This window comes from Staphylococcus marylandisciuri (genome assembly GCF_025519785.1).
Lineage (GTDB): Bacteria > Bacillota > Bacilli > Staphylococcales > Staphylococcaceae > Staphylococcus > Staphylococcus marylandisciuri.
The window spans coordinates 1-19,405 of record NZ_JAOPKZ010000016.1 but is presented as its reverse complement, the minus strand read 5'-3'; the positions used below and the strand labels follow the sequence as shown (position 1 = coordinate 19,405).

The 19,405-nt window shown below is 37.6% G+C and carries 19 protein-coding genes; 3 read left to right on the top strand and 16 right to left on the bottom strand.

The window, feature by feature from the left end; genetic code table 11:
- Positions 1–106: 106 nt before the first annotated feature.
- From N9R04_RS09730 to pta, 10 genes are all read right to left on the bottom strand, one after another.
- The gene (locus N9R04_RS09730) at positions 107–1,405 is read right to left on the bottom strand and encodes an HD domain-containing protein (RefSeq protein ID WP_262856568.1); all 1,299 of its coding nucleotides are present in this window, start codon (positions 1,403–1,405) and stop codon (positions 107–109) included.
- 22 nt (positions 1,406–1,427) lie between these two features.
- Positions 1,428–1,904 carry a GNAT family N-acetyltransferase gene (locus tag N9R04_RS09725; protein WP_262856567.1) on the bottom strand — a complete coding sequence of 159 codons (477 nt, stop codon included), beginning with the start codon at positions 1,902–1,904 and terminating at the stop codon, positions 1,428–1,430.
- Positions 1,905–2,321: 417 nt separating this feature from the next.
- Positions 2,322–2,867, bottom strand: coding sequence for a flavodoxin family protein (locus N9R04_RS09720; RefSeq protein ID WP_262856566.1), 546 nt, complete (start codon positions 2,865–2,867; stop codon positions 2,322–2,324).
- Positions 2,868–2,965: 98 nt separating this feature from the next.
- Entirely contained in the window at positions 2,966–3,904 is a 939-nt protein-coding gene (locus N9R04_RS09715; RefSeq protein WP_262856565.1) for an aldo/keto reductase, read from the bottom strand.
- 331 nt (positions 3,905–4,235) lie between these two features.
- Entirely contained in the window at positions 4,236–4,583 is a 348-nt protein-coding gene (locus N9R04_RS09710) for a YuzB family protein (RefSeq protein ID WP_262856564.1), read from the bottom strand.
- Positions 4,584–4,767: 184 nt separating this feature from the next.
- Positions 4,768–5,844 carry a phosphomevalonate kinase gene (locus N9R04_RS09705; protein ID WP_262856563.1) on the bottom strand — a complete coding sequence of 359 codons (1,077 nt, stop codon included), beginning with the start codon at positions 5,842–5,844 and terminating at the stop codon, positions 4,768–4,770.
- Positions 5,845–5,856: 12 nt separating this feature from the next.
- Entirely contained in the window at positions 5,857–6,840 is a 984-nt protein-coding gene (gene mvaD, locus N9R04_RS09700; protein ID WP_262856562.1) for a diphosphomevalonate decarboxylase, read from the bottom strand.
- A 3-nt stretch (positions 6,841–6,843) separates the two neighbouring features.
- Positions 6,844–7,767, bottom strand: coding sequence for a mevalonate kinase (gene mvk / locus N9R04_RS09695; protein WP_262856561.1), 924 nt, complete (start codon positions 7,765–7,767; stop codon positions 6,844–6,846).
- A gap of 624 nt (positions 7,768–8,391) precedes the next feature.
- Complete coding sequence (locus tag N9R04_RS09690) at positions 8,392–9,225, bottom strand: lipoate--protein ligase family protein (protein WP_262856560.1); 834 nt, start codon at positions 9,223–9,225, stop codon at positions 8,392–8,394.
- Complete coding sequence (gene pta / locus N9R04_RS09685) at positions 9,225–10,211, bottom strand: phosphate acetyltransferase (protein WP_262856559.1); 987 nt, start codon at positions 10,209–10,211, stop codon at positions 9,225–9,227. Before pta ends, N9R04_RS09690 begins: the two co-directional genes overlap by 1 nt.
- Positions 10,212–10,406: 195 nt before the next feature.
- Here pta and hemQ point away from each other — a divergent pair, with 195 nt between their 5' ends.
- The 3 genes from hemQ to N9R04_RS09670 all read left to right on the top strand — a co-directional run bounded on the left by hemQ (position 10,407) and on the right by N9R04_RS09670 (position 12,991).
- Positions 10,407–11,156: a hydrogen peroxide-dependent heme synthase gene (gene hemQ / locus N9R04_RS09680; RefSeq protein ID WP_262856558.1), complete on the top strand. Its 750-nt coding sequence runs from the start codon at positions 10,407–10,409 to the stop codon at positions 11,154–11,156.
- 596 nt (positions 11,157–11,752) lie between these two features.
- On the top strand, positions 11,753–12,523 hold the full coding sequence (locus tag N9R04_RS09675; RefSeq protein WP_262856557.1) for a threonine/serine exporter family protein: 771 nt from the start codon (positions 11,753–11,755) through the stop codon (positions 12,521–12,523).
- Positions 12,524–12,538: 15 nt separating this feature from the next.
- The gene (locus N9R04_RS09670) at positions 12,539–12,991 is read left to right on the top strand and encodes a threonine/serine exporter family protein (protein WP_262856556.1); all 453 of its coding nucleotides are present in this window, start codon (positions 12,539–12,541) and stop codon (positions 12,989–12,991) included.
- Between the two features lie 808 nt (positions 12,992–13,799).
- On the opposite strand, the gene N9R04_RS09665 is transcribed toward N9R04_RS09670, so the two are convergent.
- From N9R04_RS09665 to N9R04_RS09640, 6 genes are all read right to left on the bottom strand, one after another.
- Positions 13,800–15,194 (bottom strand): DHA2 family efflux MFS transporter permease subunit, encoded by a 1,395-nt coding sequence (locus N9R04_RS09665; protein WP_262856555.1) that lies wholly within the window; start codon positions 15,192–15,194, stop codon positions 13,800–13,802.
- Positions 15,195–15,406: 212 nt separating this feature from the next.
- Positions 15,407–15,871: a MarR family winged helix-turn-helix transcriptional regulator gene (locus N9R04_RS09660; protein ID WP_262856554.1), complete on the bottom strand. Its 465-nt coding sequence runs from the start codon at positions 15,869–15,871 to the stop codon at positions 15,407–15,409.
- A 180-nt stretch (positions 15,872–16,051) separates the two neighbouring features.
- Entirely contained in the window at positions 16,052–17,539 is a 1,488-nt protein-coding gene (locus N9R04_RS09655; RefSeq protein ID WP_262856553.1) for an APC family permease, read from the bottom strand.
- Positions 17,540–17,607: 68 nt separating this feature from the next.
- Entirely contained in the window at positions 17,608–17,970 is a 363-nt protein-coding gene (locus tag N9R04_RS09650) for a DUF423 domain-containing protein (RefSeq protein WP_262856622.1), read from the bottom strand.
- A gap of 23 nt (positions 17,971–17,993) precedes the next feature.
- Positions 17,994–18,389: a DUF5327 family protein gene (locus N9R04_RS09645; RefSeq protein ID WP_262856552.1), complete on the bottom strand. Its 396-nt coding sequence runs from the start codon at positions 18,387–18,389 to the stop codon at positions 17,994–17,996.
- 2 nt (positions 18,390–18,391) lie between these two features.
- On the bottom strand, positions 18,392–19,051 hold the full coding sequence (locus N9R04_RS09640; protein ID WP_262856551.1) for a uracil-DNA glycosylase: 660 nt from the start codon (positions 19,049–19,051) through the stop codon (positions 18,392–18,394).
- Positions 19,052–19,405 lie beyond the last annotated feature (354 nt).

Here is a 19,405-nt window from a genome sequence, read left to right as displayed (position 1 = left end):
CCTTTACTGATAAAAGTCATTGCTTGACTCTATATCAATGATAAAGCGAACCCATCGTCATCTTTCACGTGCTATATTAACCGAGGTCTTTCGTGTTATCAACTGTTTAATTTAATTCATTTAAAAGGCCGATGATCGCGTTTCGCACTTGATCGTCTTCAATATTTGCTATCAATTCTTTTGGATAATAAAGTTTATAATCTTGTCGATTAATACCGGTAATGCTTGAAATCACTAGAGATTGGCTACTTATCTCGCGTATTTTACCATTTCTCCGTAATAAATGTATAGGCTGACGGTTAGAGCCTGGTCGATCATAGTCATAAGGTAAATCTGAGAAAGATTCACTCACGAAGTAGTAATTGGGGTCTATACCACCTTGCACAAACAAATCTGTAAGTTCAGTGATTGTAATAATTGAACCATCAAAAGGCATATATTTAAACAGATCACGATTTATGAAGCGTCTTGATAAATCACTTAGAATTTCATCATCTTCTTCTATCCACTTTTTCAAATAATAGACTACTACCGCTTCATCTAAATCAACATATTGTTGTATGGTTACCTCATTTTCAAAGAAAGGAATAAAATCTATAGGGGTCATCTTAAAGTCATAGCCTTCTTGATAAAGCTGCTTTGCTCGACGTAAACAATTGTTTAGTAATACTTCGCCACCGCGACTTACTGGGTGAAAGTATATTTGCCAATACATCTGGTAACGACTCATAATAAAGCTTTCGACTGCGTGCATACCACTTTCTTTAATCAATACTTCATCTTTAGACGGACGCATTAAGCGCAGAATGCGTTCCATATCGAATTGCCCATATGTTACGCCTGTAAAGTACGCATCACGCTGCAAGTAATCCATTCGGTCAGCATCAATCTGCGATGAAATCATTGAAATAACTAATTTATTATGATGTTTTTTCTTAATCACGTTTGCCACTTCTTGCGGGAAATCAGGATGTACCCGCTTTAACACTTCATTGACCTCGGTCTTTCCGGTAATAATTGCTTGAGTGAACGCTTCGTGGTCTGTTCCAAATATATTTTCGAAACTATGAGAGAAAGGGCCGTGACCTAAGTCGTGTAACAAGGCCGCACAAAGTGCTAAAGGGCGATCATCGTCGTCCCACTCTTCACGCCCATTAAATGACTCATCGATTAATCGTCTCACTATCTCGTAAACACCTAATGAATGCCCGAATCTACTATGTTCAGCAGTATGGAATGATAAGTAAAGCGTTCCAAGCTGTTTAATACGGCGCAAGCGCTGAAATTCTTTCGTCTTAATTAAATCCCAAATAAGCTGGTCTTTTACATGTATATAACGATGGATTGGATCTTTGAATACCTTTTCTTCTGGCAATTGCTTATATGCATACGTCGATTGTGTCAATGTGGCCCTCCTTTAGTAACTGTTAAAGAGATTTGCGTAATAAGGCAAGTTCCATGATCTCACCATACATCACTTGGTCATATGAACGTAAGTGTTCAAACCCGTTATTTTTGTAGAAACGCACAGCACTCTCATTACGGCGATCAACTTCTACGTAAAGTTCTTCGTACTGATCTTGATAAATGTCTAGACCTGCTTGAAGTAACGCTCCACCAAATCCTTTATTCTGTTTACCTGGACAAACGTAATGAGCAGATAGATATAATTCTTTTCCGTAAATAAAATTTGAGAAAGCAATGATCTCATCATTTTCTTCAATGACAAGAAACAATTGGTCTTTAAGACGATTTAATAAATTTTGTTCGTTATAAGAAGCAGCTAATAACTCATTAACTGTAGAAACCGCATAAATATTTAAGTACGTGCTATACCAAGCTTTTGTTGCTACATCTCTGATCCCTACTACATCGGCTTCGGTCGCCTTTCTTACTTGAGGCATATCATCACACGCTCCTTGAACTTAAAAATATGAATAGAATTATTATATCACAAATTTACTCTTCTCTATATAATGGGAGCGGGACAGAAATCTAATTTGAATTAAAAGATTTCTGTCCCGCTCCCTATATAATATGTAAATGAAGTGAATGAGTCATAAACAAGCTCTTCTGCCCTACAATGACATCATTTGTACGTTAGCATTTCTCACGAAAAGTGGGCGGAGTTCAGCAGTATAATCGTATGAGCGTCCACGTAGAACACAGAATAAACTTAACCTACGTAAAATAAACATGACAACCTCTATGTTAGTACAATAGAAATTGCCATGTTTTAATTAACTAACTTTATATCATTCTCATCTTCTATACTCCACTTAGAAGTAAATAGTTATCCTTAAGTTACTTTAATCTATCGTTTAACTTAATGATTTAAATTCCTCTTTCCACTTGTCCACGTCTTCCAATGCGTAGCGATCTTTTAATATATCACCAGGTCTTTCCGCTGTACCTACGATGTAACTTTCTAACCTAGCTCCTAAATATTCTAAGGTATACTCAATTTGCTTCAAGCACGGCTTGCCTTTAACTTGAGGACAATCTCCGCCAACTAATATGAGACGAAATTCAATGCGAGCAAGTCGCTCTTTAAAGTCTCCATAATCAGGATCTTCTAGCGTTTCAGACCAATGATCAATAAATGCTTTCAATGATGCAGAAACACTATACCAATAAATCGGTGAGGCAAATATGACTATATCACTCGCTAGCATTTGATCAATAATCGTCTGGTAATCATCTGTATAACCTCGGATCGCGGTTTCATTGTGTCTTACATCCCGTATAGGATTAAACTGATATTCTGTTAAATCAATCCATTTATAGTCTTGCCCTTCTAAAGCTTTCTTAGTTAATAAAGCGGTATTACCTTCTGGTCGACTCCCCCCAAATAATACAGTAATCATTTGTTATCCCCCTTCCACTCTGCTATCTCATATAAATATACTTTCACTTATCAAGATGTCTCAATTTATATAAGGCAAGACATTCTAGCGGTTATATTTTATTTGTTTACCGGAAATAACTCATCGATTCGCCGAATTTCTTCTTCCGAAAGTTTAACTTCTAAAGTCTTTAGATTATCTACTACTTGAGTAGATTTTTTAGCCCCAGGAATAATGACATCTATTGACGGTAGAGTTAAGTAGAACGCAAGCACCACATGAGCTATTCCTACATTATGATTGTCTGCAATCCCTCGTAACTGTTCTACCTTCTCGAGGTTTTCTTTAAAGCGCTCTCCTTGGAAATCAGGATTCTTTGCACGCAAATCATCAAAGGTACTATTCTCGTCATATTTCCCAGCTAATAAACCAGAAGCTAGAGGGAAATAAGGAATAAAGGTAATATTGTTCTCTTTAGCATAGTCAAAATAAGCCTCATTTTGACGATTTAAGAGATTATATTCCAATTGAACAACATCGACGTCACCATTTTTATTAGCCTCTTTTAACTGTTCTAAGCTAAAGTTAGATACGCCGATAGCTTTTATCTTACCTTCGTCTTTAAGTTCTTTTAAAGCTGCAACTGCCTCGTCTTTAGGTGTCTTATCGTCAGGAAAATGAATGTAATATAAGTCTATGTAATCCTCTTGAAGTCGTTCTAAACTATCTTCAACTTGTTGTTTAAGAAATTGAGGATCATTAGAGTAATGCTCATTCCCTTCATTATCGAAGTAATGCGCACCTTTAGTAGCGATAGCATAATCTTCACGCGGAAATTCTTTGACTGTCTCACCCACGAGCTCTTCTGAACGCCGTGGCCCGTAGATAAACGCTGTATCAAGTAGTGTGAGACCGTTACGTATTGCAGTGCGTACTACTTCTTTGCCTTGTTCTTCGTCTAAATTATTATATAGATTATGTCCTCCTACAGCGTTGGTACCTAATGCTATAGGATGCACGTAGACATCTGATTTACCTAGTCTCACTTTATCTGTCATACTCTCATCTCCTTTAATTTATTTATTGCCTAATTGTTGTACTTTTAATCATAGATGTAGTATCAGGATATCTAGTACGCACTTTGAATTGACTTATTACCTCTCGTGTAATTTGATAAGATAACTTGAAGCTTTATTATCTGAGCCTATAGACACAAAGAAGAGGCACAGACATAGAGCGCTTGTCCTTTAAGAAACGGTATTCTCGTCTCACTAAAGTTAGATAAGTAACAGAACGACTCCTCACGTATTACACATAAAGGATCTGCGCGGTAGACGGTTCTGTCTTAATCTCAAGCACATTGCCTGACCTCTTCTAAAGAAAGATCTATTATTTAGTTATACTCGCTTTTCGTTGGGCTAACTTCTCTTTCAACTTACGATCTTGTTCTTCTTTTCGTCGCTTACGCTCTTCATTTCTTTTGCGTAAACGCTCCTCTTCTTCTGGATCACGAGGCTTTTGAAGCTGTTTTTCTACTTTAGACATCAGCTCATCTTCAGAGTGTGCGGCGAGAGGTCTATTGTTAACGAACGCAAATGTCTTACGTCTGCCTGGACCACAATAAGATTGACAACCAATCTCTATTTCTGCTTCTGAATCTAGTTTCTTTAACTTTTTCTCCAAAGAACGCCAATTGACTGCCTGGCAATCATCACAGATTTGAAATTTATTCTGCACACTCTCTCACCTCACTATTCCATTTCTTATTAATAGCTCTAATCATTTTACTCTTTTTCTAAATAATTTCAAGGGGTATACGAGCTTGTCTAACATCATTAAAATAACCCCTTGAAGGAGAATCAAAGGATCCTGCTTATGGGGTACACGTTATAAGCTCTTTAAACTGTAGTGACAGCATTGACTATTGACCGTGATAAATATTAAATTCAAGGGGTTTAACGCCGTGAGCTAGCCATTCTGAATAAATAGCTTGCTTATCACACTCATGATTAATTATAGTAATACCACAATCACCGCCACCCGCTCCTGATGTCTTAGAAGCACCACCATGCTTCTCTCCTATTTCACAAAGAAGCTTTAAAGTTTGAGTCTCAATATCTATCGTTGCTTCAGCGTCCATCTGTTGAATGATAGTTCGATTTAGACGTATCATTTGTTGAACGCCTTTAAGATGATTGGTCTTGAAAGCATGAATTAATTTCTCAACGCAAGAATGCGATTGTTCCAGAAAACGACCATAGAATGATGGATCAGACTTTAATCTTTTCACCTCACTGACCAGATGGGGTGACGAAGCAGGTGATCCTGTCCAACCAATTAGAATTTCCATATTTTCAGGTGCTTGGAGTGGCTCTATGTGTAGCCCTGGCCAATTCTTCTTCAAGACTTCGTTTACTGAAGTTTCTTCTATTTGTTGCTTAACCCATTCATGGTCAAAGGTACTATATGCTAACCAACCTGTATAAACGCTTACCGCAATGTCACCACAAGAACTAAGGCTTTGTAATTTCATATTGGCTATTACAGCAAGCTTATAAATAAATAGGTTTGATAAATTAAGTTGATAGAACTCATTTAATGCTTTAACGACCGATACTAACACTGCTGCACTAGAGCCTAAACCATATTTGTGGCCAGAAGCATCATCGAGATTACTATCGATAGTTAGATGAAAGTGCTTTAAGTTCATATTTTTACTACGCGCGTATTGTTCGAATACTTCGATTGCTGTAATCACATACTTTAGCTGATGTGCAGCATTAAGGTCGGAAACAATGATTTGATCTTCATTCCTTTTAAAGTTAACTGGTTCATGATGTAGCGCTTTGGAATGAATAGAGCCTTGAGCAGTTGCAGAGTCTTCAATTGTAGCTGTGACGAAGCGATCTACCGCTATAAGTATCGATTTATAACCAGGTTCAGTAACTGCATACTCACCTGCAATATAAAGTTTACCTGGGGCTTTCGTTTGAATCATAACATCTCTTCCTTACTCAATAATTTCAACTCCAGAACGCGTAATCTCACTCATAATAATTTGGCTCTCATTAAAGTGTTTCCTCAGTTGTTCTATTACCTTATCAGCGTTAAGTTTTTCGACGAGTATCTTCACATTGGGACCTGCATCCATAGTAAAATAACATGGGTAACCTAGCTCGCGGCACTCATGGACAATACGCATTGCCTCGTAGCTTTCAGGCACGAGGTATGAGAATGGAGGTTGGGCGCCTAAATTAGTAGCGTGCATGCGCAATCCATTTGCTTCAATGACTTCTCCTAAATGTTGAAAGTCTTTCGTTGATATCGCTTTTTTCACTTCGTTGATATCTTCTTCAACATGGTCTAACCAGTATTGATAAAACCTTGAAGTCTCGCGAGTTAATGACATACCTGCTCGACTAGAAACACTTTTAGATTGGTCATTGATAACGACAAAGATCATTGCTAGCTCATCTTCCCAGTCATCTGCCTCTACTGGATGACTATAAGAGGTAGCATCATCTTCTCCTCTTTCCCATTCAACGAAACCACCAAATACACTTCGAGAAGCAGACCCTGACCCACGTCGCGCTAAACGAGAAAGATCTTTAGAAGACAGACCTAGGTCTAAAGCTTCATTACATGCAGCCGCCAAAGCCGAGTATGCGCTCGCCGAAGAAGCTAAGCCCGCTGCTGTCGGGACAAAATTCTCACTTTCGATCAAAGCGTACAAGTTAGTTTCTGCTAGCTGCCGAACGACATCCATAAATTTATTAACTTTAGCAGTTTCTTTCTCGTCTACCTCATTACCATTAAGTACTAAACGATCGCGTTGATACTCAGTACTGAAGGTAACTTGAGTTTCTGTGTAAAAACGATCTAACGCCACAGATAAACTATTGTTCATAGGGATAATATATTCTTCGTTTCTTTTACCCCAATATTTGATTAGTGCAATATTTGTATGTGCGCGTGCTTTACCACTTTTACTCAAAATTTAACCCCCTAAGTACTCAACCCACGTGTGATGTGCGCCTAATCGCTCCGCACTTTTAGCAATTTTTTCGGCAATTTCTCTGCTTTCTGAAAGTATTATCATACTCCCACCGCGACCACCTCCAGTTAATTTACCAGCAGTGGCGCCGTGTTGGCGACTCGCTTCTAACAACATTTCTATCTTATCATGACTCACAGTGAGTTCACGAAGATATTCTTGTCCAGCGTTAAAAACATGGGCTAAACTTTTGAAATCATGATGTTCTATCGCCTCTGAAGCTTGGTACGTCAACTCACCTAACGACTTCACACATTCCATATAATATGAATCTCTCTCGCAAAGCCGATGTACATCTTCAACAGCTTGCTTAGTTGAGCCTTTAACACCAGTATCAATAACTGTTAGATAAGCATCGATTTCTAGTGGTTTTAAACGTGTGACCTTTCCTTGTTTAAACCACACAGGTTGATTTGAAACAATCGTTTGGGTATCAATACCACTTGGTTTCCCATGTGCAATACGTTCTGCCCAATTAGCTTCTTCAATGAGCAACTCATCAGATAGAGGTCGCTTTAAGTAATCATAACTCGCGCGTACAAATGCTACCGCCATAGCAGCGCTCGAACCTAATCCGCGAGAGGGAGGCAAATTTGTTTCAAATGAAACCTTGATAGAGTGTTTAACATTATATTTTTCAATAAAACGCGTTACAACTGCTTTAATGTGTTCGGGTGCATAGTCTAAGTCTCCCTCATATACCTCACTAACAATATAAGAAGGCGAATTCTCATCTAATGTCTCTATCGTTGCTTTAACTTTTCCAGTAGTAAATGGCATAGCGATGGCAGGCTGCCCAAATGTTACCGCATGTTCTCCGATCAAGATTACCTTACCATTCGCTTCCCCACGTCCATATTGTGCCATAATTAATCACCTTTAACTTTCACAATTAATCCCTATGTACGAGTTACAACGCCTAATTGTGTTCAATTTAAGTGTGTATCCCACATATTAGCAGCAGTAGAATGCCTTATATGTTATTTCCTCATTCCTACTAATAATATGTAAAATAACTTTGGTATGTATGTTTAAGACAGAGCGTATCCTTTATATATTTAACTTAACGCGTCTATGATTAGTTGTATAAATGAAATTTAAGTATTTCACAATTCTGCAACAATTTTATCCGTCTTAAGTCTTAATTACCCAAATAGCATACAAATCTATACGTATTTTGCAAAAATTTAAGACCAGCTACTAAATATCGATATTACGTAATCATTATAAAACGCGATTTAAATTTAAGCAAAGCGAAAAAGTTTAAATTGCTAAATTCATCATAAGATGACGGTATCTTAAGTAAGTTTCTGGCAAACTTTTTGCTAAAATAGATTTCGTCTAAGAGATGATAGAATACATACGAAGGCGCTGATTAAATATTCAACTTAAGGTTTCAAAGTTTGATATCACATCATTACAAAAAGCCCGTAAACACTTAGCCTCAAAGTATTTACGGGTGTTAGAACTTGCCATTTAACATACTTAACTTTAAACACGTCGATTCATCTTATCATTCCGTTGAACCATCTTCTCGAAGTAACCGTCATAACGTTGCCACTCTTCATCAGTAATCGGGTTCATATTAAGCGTACTCCCTAGATCTTTCAAGGCATATAACAATTGAAACATCACATCCTGTACAGTTAACGCATGCCCAAATAACTCCTCGAGTGATGCCATACATTCAGGATAAATCTCAGGATATACAAATTTAGTTGATTGTCCTTGTAATGCGCGTTGATAGAATTGGCGCATCATTTCTGCCCGTTCACTACCAGAGCCTTCCACGCATAGATAGACTTGTACAGCAATCCCACCTCGTACACGACGTTGAGAGATGCCTGCAAACTTTCTACCTCCGATGCTTAAATCGAACTTGCCAGGACAATAAGAGTGCTTAATTTCATGTGTTTCAATCTCTACATCTTCATCCTCAAACATTTTAGCTATTAACAGAAACATCACCGTGAAAGCTTCATCAATCGTCGTTTCTGTCTTACCTTTGAAAATGAGCGAAATGTTAAGGATACCTTGATCAAGAACAACGCCTAGCCCTCCAGAATTACGGACGATAGCATTAAACCCTTGTTCATCAGTTAAGAAACGTATACCTTCGTGAAGAAAAGGCAAGCGTGAATCATGGATCCCGAGAATAACAGTGTGTTGATGAATCCAAGTACGAACTACGTTACAAGATAAACCCTTTCCTACGCTTTCTGAAAAAGTATCGTCAAAAGCGAAGGACTGCATAGGTGCTAATCCGGTGGAATGATCAATATAGCGCCACTCAACCTCATTAAAGTATTTACTAGCTAAATCCATTATTGCAAGGACTGAGCTGCAGTGATAATTGAAAGGTTGTAAACGTCTTCAGTAGAGCAACCACGAGACAAGTCATTTACCGGTGAATTAAGCCCTTGTAATACCGGTCCAACTGCATCGTATCCCCCTAGACGTTGGGCGATCTTGTAACCTATATTTCCAGCTTCAAGGCTTGGGAACACAAACACGTTGGCATCCCCTTGTAATTGTGCATCGGGCGCTTTCTTCTTAGCCACCTCTGGTAAGATGGCAGCATCAAATTGGAATTCACCATCAATTATCACGTCTTCTAAGTTTTCAGATTTCAGTTTGGCTTGAGCTAATTCCACCGCTTTTGATACCTTTTCAACCTCGTCTGACTTCGCTGAACCCTTAGTTGAGAAACTTAACATTGCAATCCGAGGCTCCATGCCAAACGATTTCGCAGATTTCGCACTTTCTATTGCAATTTCTGCTAAATCTTGAGCTTCTAAAGTTGGATTTATCGCGCAATCACCGAAGATATACTGCTTATCGTCTTTAATCATAAAGAAGATACCAGACGTTTTTGAGACGCCTTCTTTAGTTTTAATAATTTGTAATGCAGGTCGCACTGTATCTCCTGTAGAATGTGCTGCACCACTAACAAGTCCAGCCGCTTTACCTGTATAAACAAGCATCGTACCAAAGTAATTTACATCATTTAATTGTTGTTCTGCATCTTCTCTAGTCGCTTTGCCATTACGACGTTCAACAAATGCTTCCACTAGCTCATCTCTTAATTCACTTGTTTCTGGGTCGATAAGTTCGATATTTGAAATGTCAAAACCTTTATCAGCAGCTAAACTTTTAACTTCGTCAACATTGCCTAATACAATAGGCGTTACATAGTCAGTTTCTTGTAGTTTAACCGCAGCCGTTAACACACGCTCATCACTACCTTCAGGTAATACAATCTTCACATTCTTTCCAGTTAACTTATCTTGTAATACATTTAATAAACTCATAAGAATATCCCCCTTCGTGAATTAATCACATATATCTTTGTATACTATTATACTCAAGTTATTATTAAAATGCCACGTTACTTATTTGTTCATATGATTGTCAGAATTAATCTATACAGTTATTTATGTATAAGCATTAATATATGGTAGAATTTGTGGATGAAACGGATAACATTATTAAAGGAGTGATCATCTATGCCTCAAGCACCAGAAACACTAGATGGTTGGTATAGCTTACACTTATTCTATGCAATAGATTGGACTACATTTCGCTTAGTACAAGAGGAAGACCGAATTGAACTCATTCAAGAACTTCAATCTTTTTTAACTAAACATGAATCTGCTAGAGAACAAAAAGCTGGTGACCATGCTTTCTATAACATCACTGGTCAGAAAGCAGATATTCTTTTATGGGTTCTTCGCCCAGAAATGAAAGATTTAAACGAAGTGGAAAACGAATTCAATAAGCTCAAGATTGCTGATTATCTCATTCCAACGTATTCTTACGTCTCTGTAATTGAACTAGGGAATTATCTGCATGGCAAATCAGATGAAGATCCGTATGAGAACCCTCATATTAAACCGCGCTTATACCCAGAGTTACCACATGCAGATTATATTTGTTTCTATCCAATGGATAAGCGTCGAAATGAGACATATAACTGGTATATGTTACCTCTAGAGAAACGCCAAGAATTAATGTACGCCCATGGTAAGATTGGTCGTAAATATGCAGGTAAGATCAAACAATTCATTACTGGTTCAGTTGGTTTCGACGATCATGAATGGGGCGTAACGTTATTCGCTGATGACCCATTAGAGTTTAAAAAGATTGTCTACGAAATGCGTTTTGACGAAACGACAGCACGATACGGGGATTTCGGAAGCTTCTTTGTAGGTACCATCATCAAAAAAGAAGATCTTACCAATTTCTTATCGCTATAGGTTCAATTAAATTCGAACAATTTTCCTAGAAGTCATATCATACGTAGTATTATATTAGAAAACAGGGAGCGGGACAGAAATCTAATTTGAATAAAAAGATTTCGGAGTCCCGCTCCCTCTTAGTATAGTGTTGAGAGACTCTGCAAGGCTGCCTTCAATTTGTCCTGCCCTTGTAGAGTCTCTTTAACCTATAATAAAAAAATCGGTGTACTATGATGTATAGCACACCGATTTGTAGTGTTTAGGAGAACTTTACCCACTACTAATTCAGCGATTAACTGCTTAATATTGTCGCTACCCAATATCCCAAACAGTTAACTAATAATATAATAACCCCTTTGAAATTTTCAAAACATTTTAAAACTAATACTATAGGCAACCATTCCTTATAAACACTTTTACCTAGTATAAAAAAGTTGTTACACAATATAACGATAAATGTTTATTACGTGTTACAATAAGAATAATTTAAAGTGAACTCTATAAGTCATAGTGTAGCTACAATTAAATGAGATGCGTATGTTATATCTTTAATTCAACTTAGTAATCTTTTTAAACTACACATCTCTGACATTACATAAATAATGGTGATGCAAATGGATATTAAACAACCCAATTCAAATAAAGAGGAATCCTTAGTCAAAGACGTTGCAGTATTAGCAGGTCAAATCCTTCTAGAATCAGGCGCTGAGGGTACGCGGGTAGAAGATACGATGAGCCGTATTGCGGCAAGTGCTGGTTATACAGAAAGCAACAGTTTCGTTACAAACACAGTTATCAACTTTATGTTACACAACGAAACATATCCAAGGATATTTCGAATTAAATCAAGAGATACCAACCTATTTCGAATTTCGCGCACGAACGAAGTGTCTCGACGAATTACTCAAGGCGATCTCTCTCTTGAAGAAGCATATAAAGAATTAAAATATATCTATAACGAACAAAGTATCCCACATGATTTAATATTCAAGTTTATTGCAGCAGCTATCATCGCTGTAAGCTTTCTCTATCTACAAGGAGGACACTTTATCGATGTTATTACAGCTCTAGTAGCGGGCGCTGTGGGCTACTTTGTCGTAGAAATACTTGATCGCAAACTGCATTCTAAATTCATACCGGAATTTATAGGTTCACTGGTGATTGGATTAGTCGCTGTCTTTGGTCACTATTTGATGCCAGGAGGCTCAATACCCGAGATCATCATCGCCGCGGTCATGCCTATTGTTCCAGGAGTGCTCATCACTAATGCAATTCAAGATTTATTTGGTGGCCACATGTTGACCTTTACGACTAAATCATTGGAAGCACTCGTTACCGCTTTTGGTATCGGTGCAGGCGTCGGTTCGGTACTAATTATTTTCTAAGTTAGGAGTGTAGATATGTTTTGGTTATTAAATTTTATCTTTAGTTATTTAGCATCACTTTTTTTCTGTGTTATCTTCGATGCTCCGAGACGTCTATACTTTACGGCTGGCTTTGTGGGTGCATGCGGATGGATGGTTTATGTAATTCTCTATAATGGCTTTGAACTTCATACGATTTATGCAAGTTTCTTTGGAAGCCTAGTGCTCGGTCTAGTCAGTCATGTGATGGCACGTTATAAAAAAGAACCTGTCATTATATTTATGGTACCAGGTATTATTCCTCTCGTACCTGGTGGCTTAGCGTATGATGCGACTAAGAATCTTATATTGGTCAATTTCGGCAAAGCTATTAACACTATGCTTGAGGTTACTTTAATTGCTGGCGCTATCGCATTAGGTTTGTTATTTGCTGACCAAATATCGAAATTGGTCGTTTCAGGATTCGTTCGTACTCGTAAAAAGATATAATCTACAACCGACTTGTTGGTTGAGTGTACGACTAGAATCAATTCGTTTTTGGCTATTTCACTCTCTACAGTTCAGCAGTGATTTATCACGATAAGTGAATATTATAGTTGAAAAATATCAATAAAAAGAATTTATTCCATCAAACCCGTAAGCGACTTGTGTTGAAAAGAATGCCTATCGAAGTGACTACATTGTCTACTTCGAAATCAGTGTATGAAGTTTAATTCAAAGACGACAATGTTGCAGTAGCACCTGTTGTCGTACTAATGAAGACTGTGTTCAGGTTCAATCGAATGGCGAATCGAGGACAGTATAAGGTAAATGAGAAATGAGTTTCACCCTTATAGCAGTAAATATAAGAACACAAATAGCACATTAGGCTACTCATTTGGGAGCGGGACAGAAATCTAATTTGAATAAAAAAGATTTCGGAGTTTCGCCCCGGCAAAGATGACTAGAATTGAAAAAAGCTTGATACAAGCGCTTTTTCAAATCAGTCATCTACTGCCAAGATGCTGAAAGAGGCTGGGATTTATGTCCCAGCCTCTTTCTCTCTAGTCAAAGACCATTATGTCTCGCTCCCTTTTTCGTTGCAGAGGTAATTATGTCTCAAATGCTCTCTTTAATTTTAATTTTTTGAAATACAAATAGACGTCTTTCTGTCTTAAATTTTGAATCTATCCAATCCGTTTAACCCCTTTTTATCTTTGAGTATTCCTCTCTTTCGAGTCGGTTCATTTTTTAAACTTTCCTACTTGCTTAAATGACTAGACTCGTGGTAAATCAACCTCTTTCCGCTAACTTATCCCTACTTTTTTACTTCTAAAAACAAGCTTGGTAGGAATATAATTAAGAGTATGATAATTGATGTTAAAAAAGCCATATGGTATGCCGCTAATTGAGAGGTTATTGTAGTTCCAAAATGTGTTATAACAGTTGCAACAGTGGTTGCCATAATTGCAGAACCAAAACTAGAACCGATATTTTCAATGATATTGATACCTACACCTGCTTGAGGTAATTGCGCCTCGTCTAAATCAGTATAAGCATGAGTAGTCAACGGCAGCATTAACCCTCCTACGAATAACCCTCTTACAAAGAGAAAAAGGCTAAGCCAAGCTATCGAGGTAGTCGGACCTACAAAAACGAATGGTAACGTAGCAATAAAGGTAAATAACGTACTCAATAGTATGATAGGTTTAGCGCCAAATTGATCTATCCATTTACCTATCAGAGGTCGTGTAACTAGCATCCCTATACCTTGAGGCATTAGAGCTAAGGCTGCTTCAATTTCTGTATAGTATTTAAAATGTTGGAAGAAGAGTGGAAAGATTATCATCGGTCCTAAAATAGCTATGTTCGCTAAAAACAACCCTATCCCTGCTAAAGAAAATTGCTTATTATGAAATAGACTCAATGGAATTATTACTTCCTCACCTTTATAGCGGCTGTAAAGATAGTAAACAAGAATACATATTAAGTCTAAGATAAGACAAGCCATCGTTATAGGATTTAATATCGACCCGTGATGAGATGCAGTTGAGATACCGTAAATAAACAATAAACTTATCACCGCAATCAAGCTTATACCAAGCCAATCAAACTGACTGTCGGGCTTGAACGGTGCGAAACGAGGTAGTACTTTAATCATAATAGGAACTACAATAATGGTGATAAGGATGTTAATGAAGAATAGATAGTGCCAATTGAGTAAGTGGATAACTATACCCCCTAGCACAGGGCCTAAAATAGGTCCTAGTATCATCGGAGTACTGACGATTGCCATTACCTTACCAATATGTTCTTTACCAGCTACTTTAACTAGTAAAGTGGTCATAAGTGTAGTAATAATACCCGCTGTGAATCCTTGAAAGGCTCGAAAAATTATAAAACTTATGACATTCCAACTTATTCCAGCCAGAAGTGAAGTTACGCCAAAAAGAATAACATTACTTATAAAGACACATTTACTGTTGAAACGATTCATCAACCACCCAGCTAATGGGACGCCGATAGCCAATGCAAGAACGTAACCAGTTATCCCCCATTGAATCGTAGATAATTGAGTATTAAACGTACGAGTAAGTTGGTTAACTGCTATATTGATCATCGTAGAATCCAACATCGGCGCAATAGCTGCGAATGCAATAGCCCAAGCAGCAAGCATCGTTTGACGAGGAATATGTGTATGGTTTGAACTCATTGTAGACCCCCATATTGACAAAAATATTTTCCAGGAAATGATATTACGTAAATATTGTTTCCTTGTCAACAATATTTAGTTAATAAATTGGGAGTGGGACAGAAATCTTTTTATTCAAATTAGATTTCTGTCCCGCTCCCGAACCGTGAACGTTTTTGTCTACAACCCTGTTTTTAGGACGCCGTTAAGCGGTTTCCCAGAGTCCAGAAACTTTATGTCTCAACCCCTTCTTTTTTAATTTCAGTATCTAAATGGGCATTATACCTCTCTATAAACCGAAAAATAGCTTCAAGTTCAGCCTCTGACATTTCTTCAAAAACCTTTAAATCACGTGCTTGATACTTTTCATGGAGTTGGCTGTGGATAGCTTCAACCCTTTCTCCTGCTTCCGTCAATGTGTAATAGATCTCTTTCTTATTGTTAGGGTCACGATAACGCTCGATCAACTGCTTGTGCAATAACTTTTTCGTCAGTTTACTCACTGCGCCGCGTGTCATAAATAACCTTTGAGAAAGTTTACGAACGTTAGGATTATTGACATCCTTGATAGCTTCTAAGCAGTGTACTTCAGAAGGGGAATAACCTTTCAGCTGCTCTTCCATTTCTTGTTTGTTTAACCAGGCGAGTTTATTAAACACAACGCGTAAATCTCTCATTAATTTCTGACCTTGAAGCATCATTTAACCCTCCCAAATTTTCCTGTATCATTTATCGTCATTCATTTTACTAGATTACCAACTCAAATAATAACAGAACCAGCACATCTCAACTACAGATTTGAACAGCCTCTACCAAATTGTAAAAAAAAGAGACATGAAGCTATATACGAACTGCTCCACGCCTCTTTAACTTTATCTCTATTTACTAGATTTATTAGTACTACTTTCATTCACTAAGTCTGCAACTTCATCTTCACTCTTATTTAAAATGAGACGACTTAATGTATCATTATCGATTCGTCTCAACTTAGGTAGCCGTACAAAGAAGAAGATAAGTCCTAGGATTAACCAAGCTAAAAGCGCAATATAAGATGGCATTGATAGTGAAGCTGGCGTACCTGGTATAAGTAATAATCCCAAGAATATAAAGGATATGACTGTACCGATGATCGCTATAGTCTTATAAACTGGTGAATACGTCTTACTCTGTTCGTCATAACTAAAAAGCCTAGCTGCTGAAAGACAAGTCACAAAATATGCGATTGAAACTCCTGTTGAAGACATATCGACAATCCACTGTAAAGCTGTACGTCCAAGCCACGGAGTAATAAGTGTCATCAGCACTAGGAATATGATAGCAACATATGGGGTCTTGTATTTAGGATGGATCTTGCTAAATACTTCCGGCATAATCCCAGAGCGACCCATAGAGAACAATAGACGACTTGAACTCATTAAGAAACCGTTAAGTCCAGTAAATATACCCATTATTATAGCAATTGAGAGTATAGCTAATCCGATATAGCCAAATGCTTCTTGCGTCTCAGCACCCGTTACCCATAATTGTCCATTTACACCATTGTTAGTCGTACTTAACCAACCAGTATATAGCAACATGACTACATAAGTTAAAGCTGCCGCAAGTAAGCTAAAAGTAATTAATTTAAACGATTTTTTAGGTGAAAAACTAAACTCCTCAGCAGTTTGAGGGATGTTATCAAAACCAACATAAGCCCAAGGAGAAATCGCTACAATACTTATGATAGACCAGAACCAACCTTTATGTGTATTTGCAATAGGTTTTAAATTCTCTAATGAAAAGTTATTACTGAAAAATGACCCTACAAAAAGCAGAATCACTGTTACAACTAATGCGACACAAAAATAATATTGTAAAGACCCGGAAACACTTGCACCAAAAATGGCTATAAACATAAATATAATAAGTAGAACGGAAGCGATGATGATTTCCGTTATGTAAACATTCCACCCAGCAATCGTATACAATTTACCCGTTTTCAAAGCATTTGGAAATAAAAACTTGATCAACAGGCTAAATGCGGTTGCATTCAATGCAGCTACACATATATAGCCGAGCGTTAGAAACCAAGAAGAGAAGAAACTCACATATCTTCCAAATCCTAGGAAACTGAAGGCAAATGCACCCCCGGAAACTGGAAAACGTTCTACAAGAGCGCCATAGCTCACTCCAATTATAATCAAGAGTAAAGCTCCGATAACTATACCGATAGCAGCAGGTATAGCGCCTGATTGTTTAATCCAATCACCAGGTAAGATAAAGGCGCCCCAACCGATACAAGAACCGTAAGCAATTGCCCAAACGAATCGCTCCGTTAAATTTTGCTTTAAGTTACCTCTATCAACTTTATTGTTTCTCTCAGACATAAAAAAACTCACCTCATGAGATGTATTATACCCAAAAGGCAAGCTTTTCTAACACGAATAAAATTATTTTATAGTTTAAAAGTAGCTACAACTAACAATAACCAACCTAAAATGAATAGTATACCTCCAAGTGGAGTAATCGCTCCCAAAATGCGAATTTGAGTTAGCGCTAACACATAAAGCGATCCACTAAAGAACACGATACCAAAGAACATTAACCATCCAGCCCAATTAACGTGAATATTCGTGGTACCACTAATGATCCCGATGGCAATTAAACCTAGACCGTGATACATCTGGTAAGTAGTGGCCTTTTCCCATACTGACATATATTTATCTGATAGCTTGCCTTCTAAACCATGCGCGCCAAATGCACCTGTCGCAACAGCAATCAATGTATTCAACGCACCCAATATAATAAAAACTTTCATCATTTTTCTCTCACCTCATTGAATTAAAAATCAAATATAGAGTCACCATTTCCTATTTCATCATCAGTAACCATTTTATTAGAGGGTAAACCTGTATCTGAAGTTGACTTCATTTGTTCAGGCACTTTACCTCCCATAGCTTTAATTTCATCTATAGTCACATCGTTTGTTGTTGAAGATCGTTGTGAAAGCGTAAAGTGATGTTTGTCATCTAATGATGTCTGGTATATAGGTTGCTTATCATTATATTGAGAGTGCTGATGGTTCTGCATTTTATAGTGTCTCGTTTTCTCATTCGCATACAACGAAGTCAATGCATGTATGGCATACATGTGCTTCTCAAATTCATGCTCAGCCTCTGCTTCTTCCGCTTCTAACAATTCGTCTTCAATCAATTGAATTAACTTATCTTTGTTCATATTTAACTTCCTTTACTTTCACACCAATTAACAGGTTCTATGCCATGTGCCTGTAAGTACTCATTTGCTTTCGAATAAGGTTTCGAACCAAAGAAACCTCTATACGCCGAGAGCGGACTAGGGTGTGGTGATTTAATTATAAGATGCTTCGCAGTATCTATCAATTTGATCTTCTGTTGTGCAGGCTTACCCCAAAGTATAAACACTACATTCTCTAGATGGTCTGAAACAGCTTTTATAATTTCATTGGTAAAGGTCTCCCATCCAATATCTTTATGGGAGTGTGCCTCGCCCTTCCTTACTGTCAATACCGTATTGAGTAATAAGACGCCTTCTCTTGCCCAATCTTGTAGATGAGGCGACTGCCTTTTACAACCAATATCTGTCTCTAATTCTTGGTACATATTCCGTAATGAAGGTGGAAATTTAGCATGAGGTTGGACTGAGAACGCTAAACCGTGTGCTTGATTCGGGCCATGGTATGGATCCTGGCCTAGTATAACAACCTTCACGTTGTTAAATGGCGTTAATTCAAATGCTTGATATATATTCTTCCTATCAGGATAGACGATTTCTGTAGTATATTCTTTCTCTAAAAAGTCATGCATAGCTTTAAAATCATGTCGCGACGTAATGTTATGAAATACATCTGCCCATTCCATAAGTATATTCACCTCAAGCATTATCGTAACACATCCATAACTTTAACGTTACTCATCACTATAGGAACTATGTAACATTTATATAGGCCATTGCTACCAGTGTAGTTAACACAATTCTAAAGACCTAAACGCTTAGAATTTAGCTTCCTCCCTAAGATCGGAGACACAAGCGTTTAGGGTTGAGGAGGGGCCCCAACACAGAGAAACTGGGACATAATGGTCTTTAACTAGAGAGAAAACATACTAAGATTAGCTATGAAGAAATCTATGACGATAGATTTTTTCATAGCTATTTTTTATAGTTAAAGAGAGAAGTAGATCGTGCGGTCTCTTGGATTTTAAATCCGTAGTCAA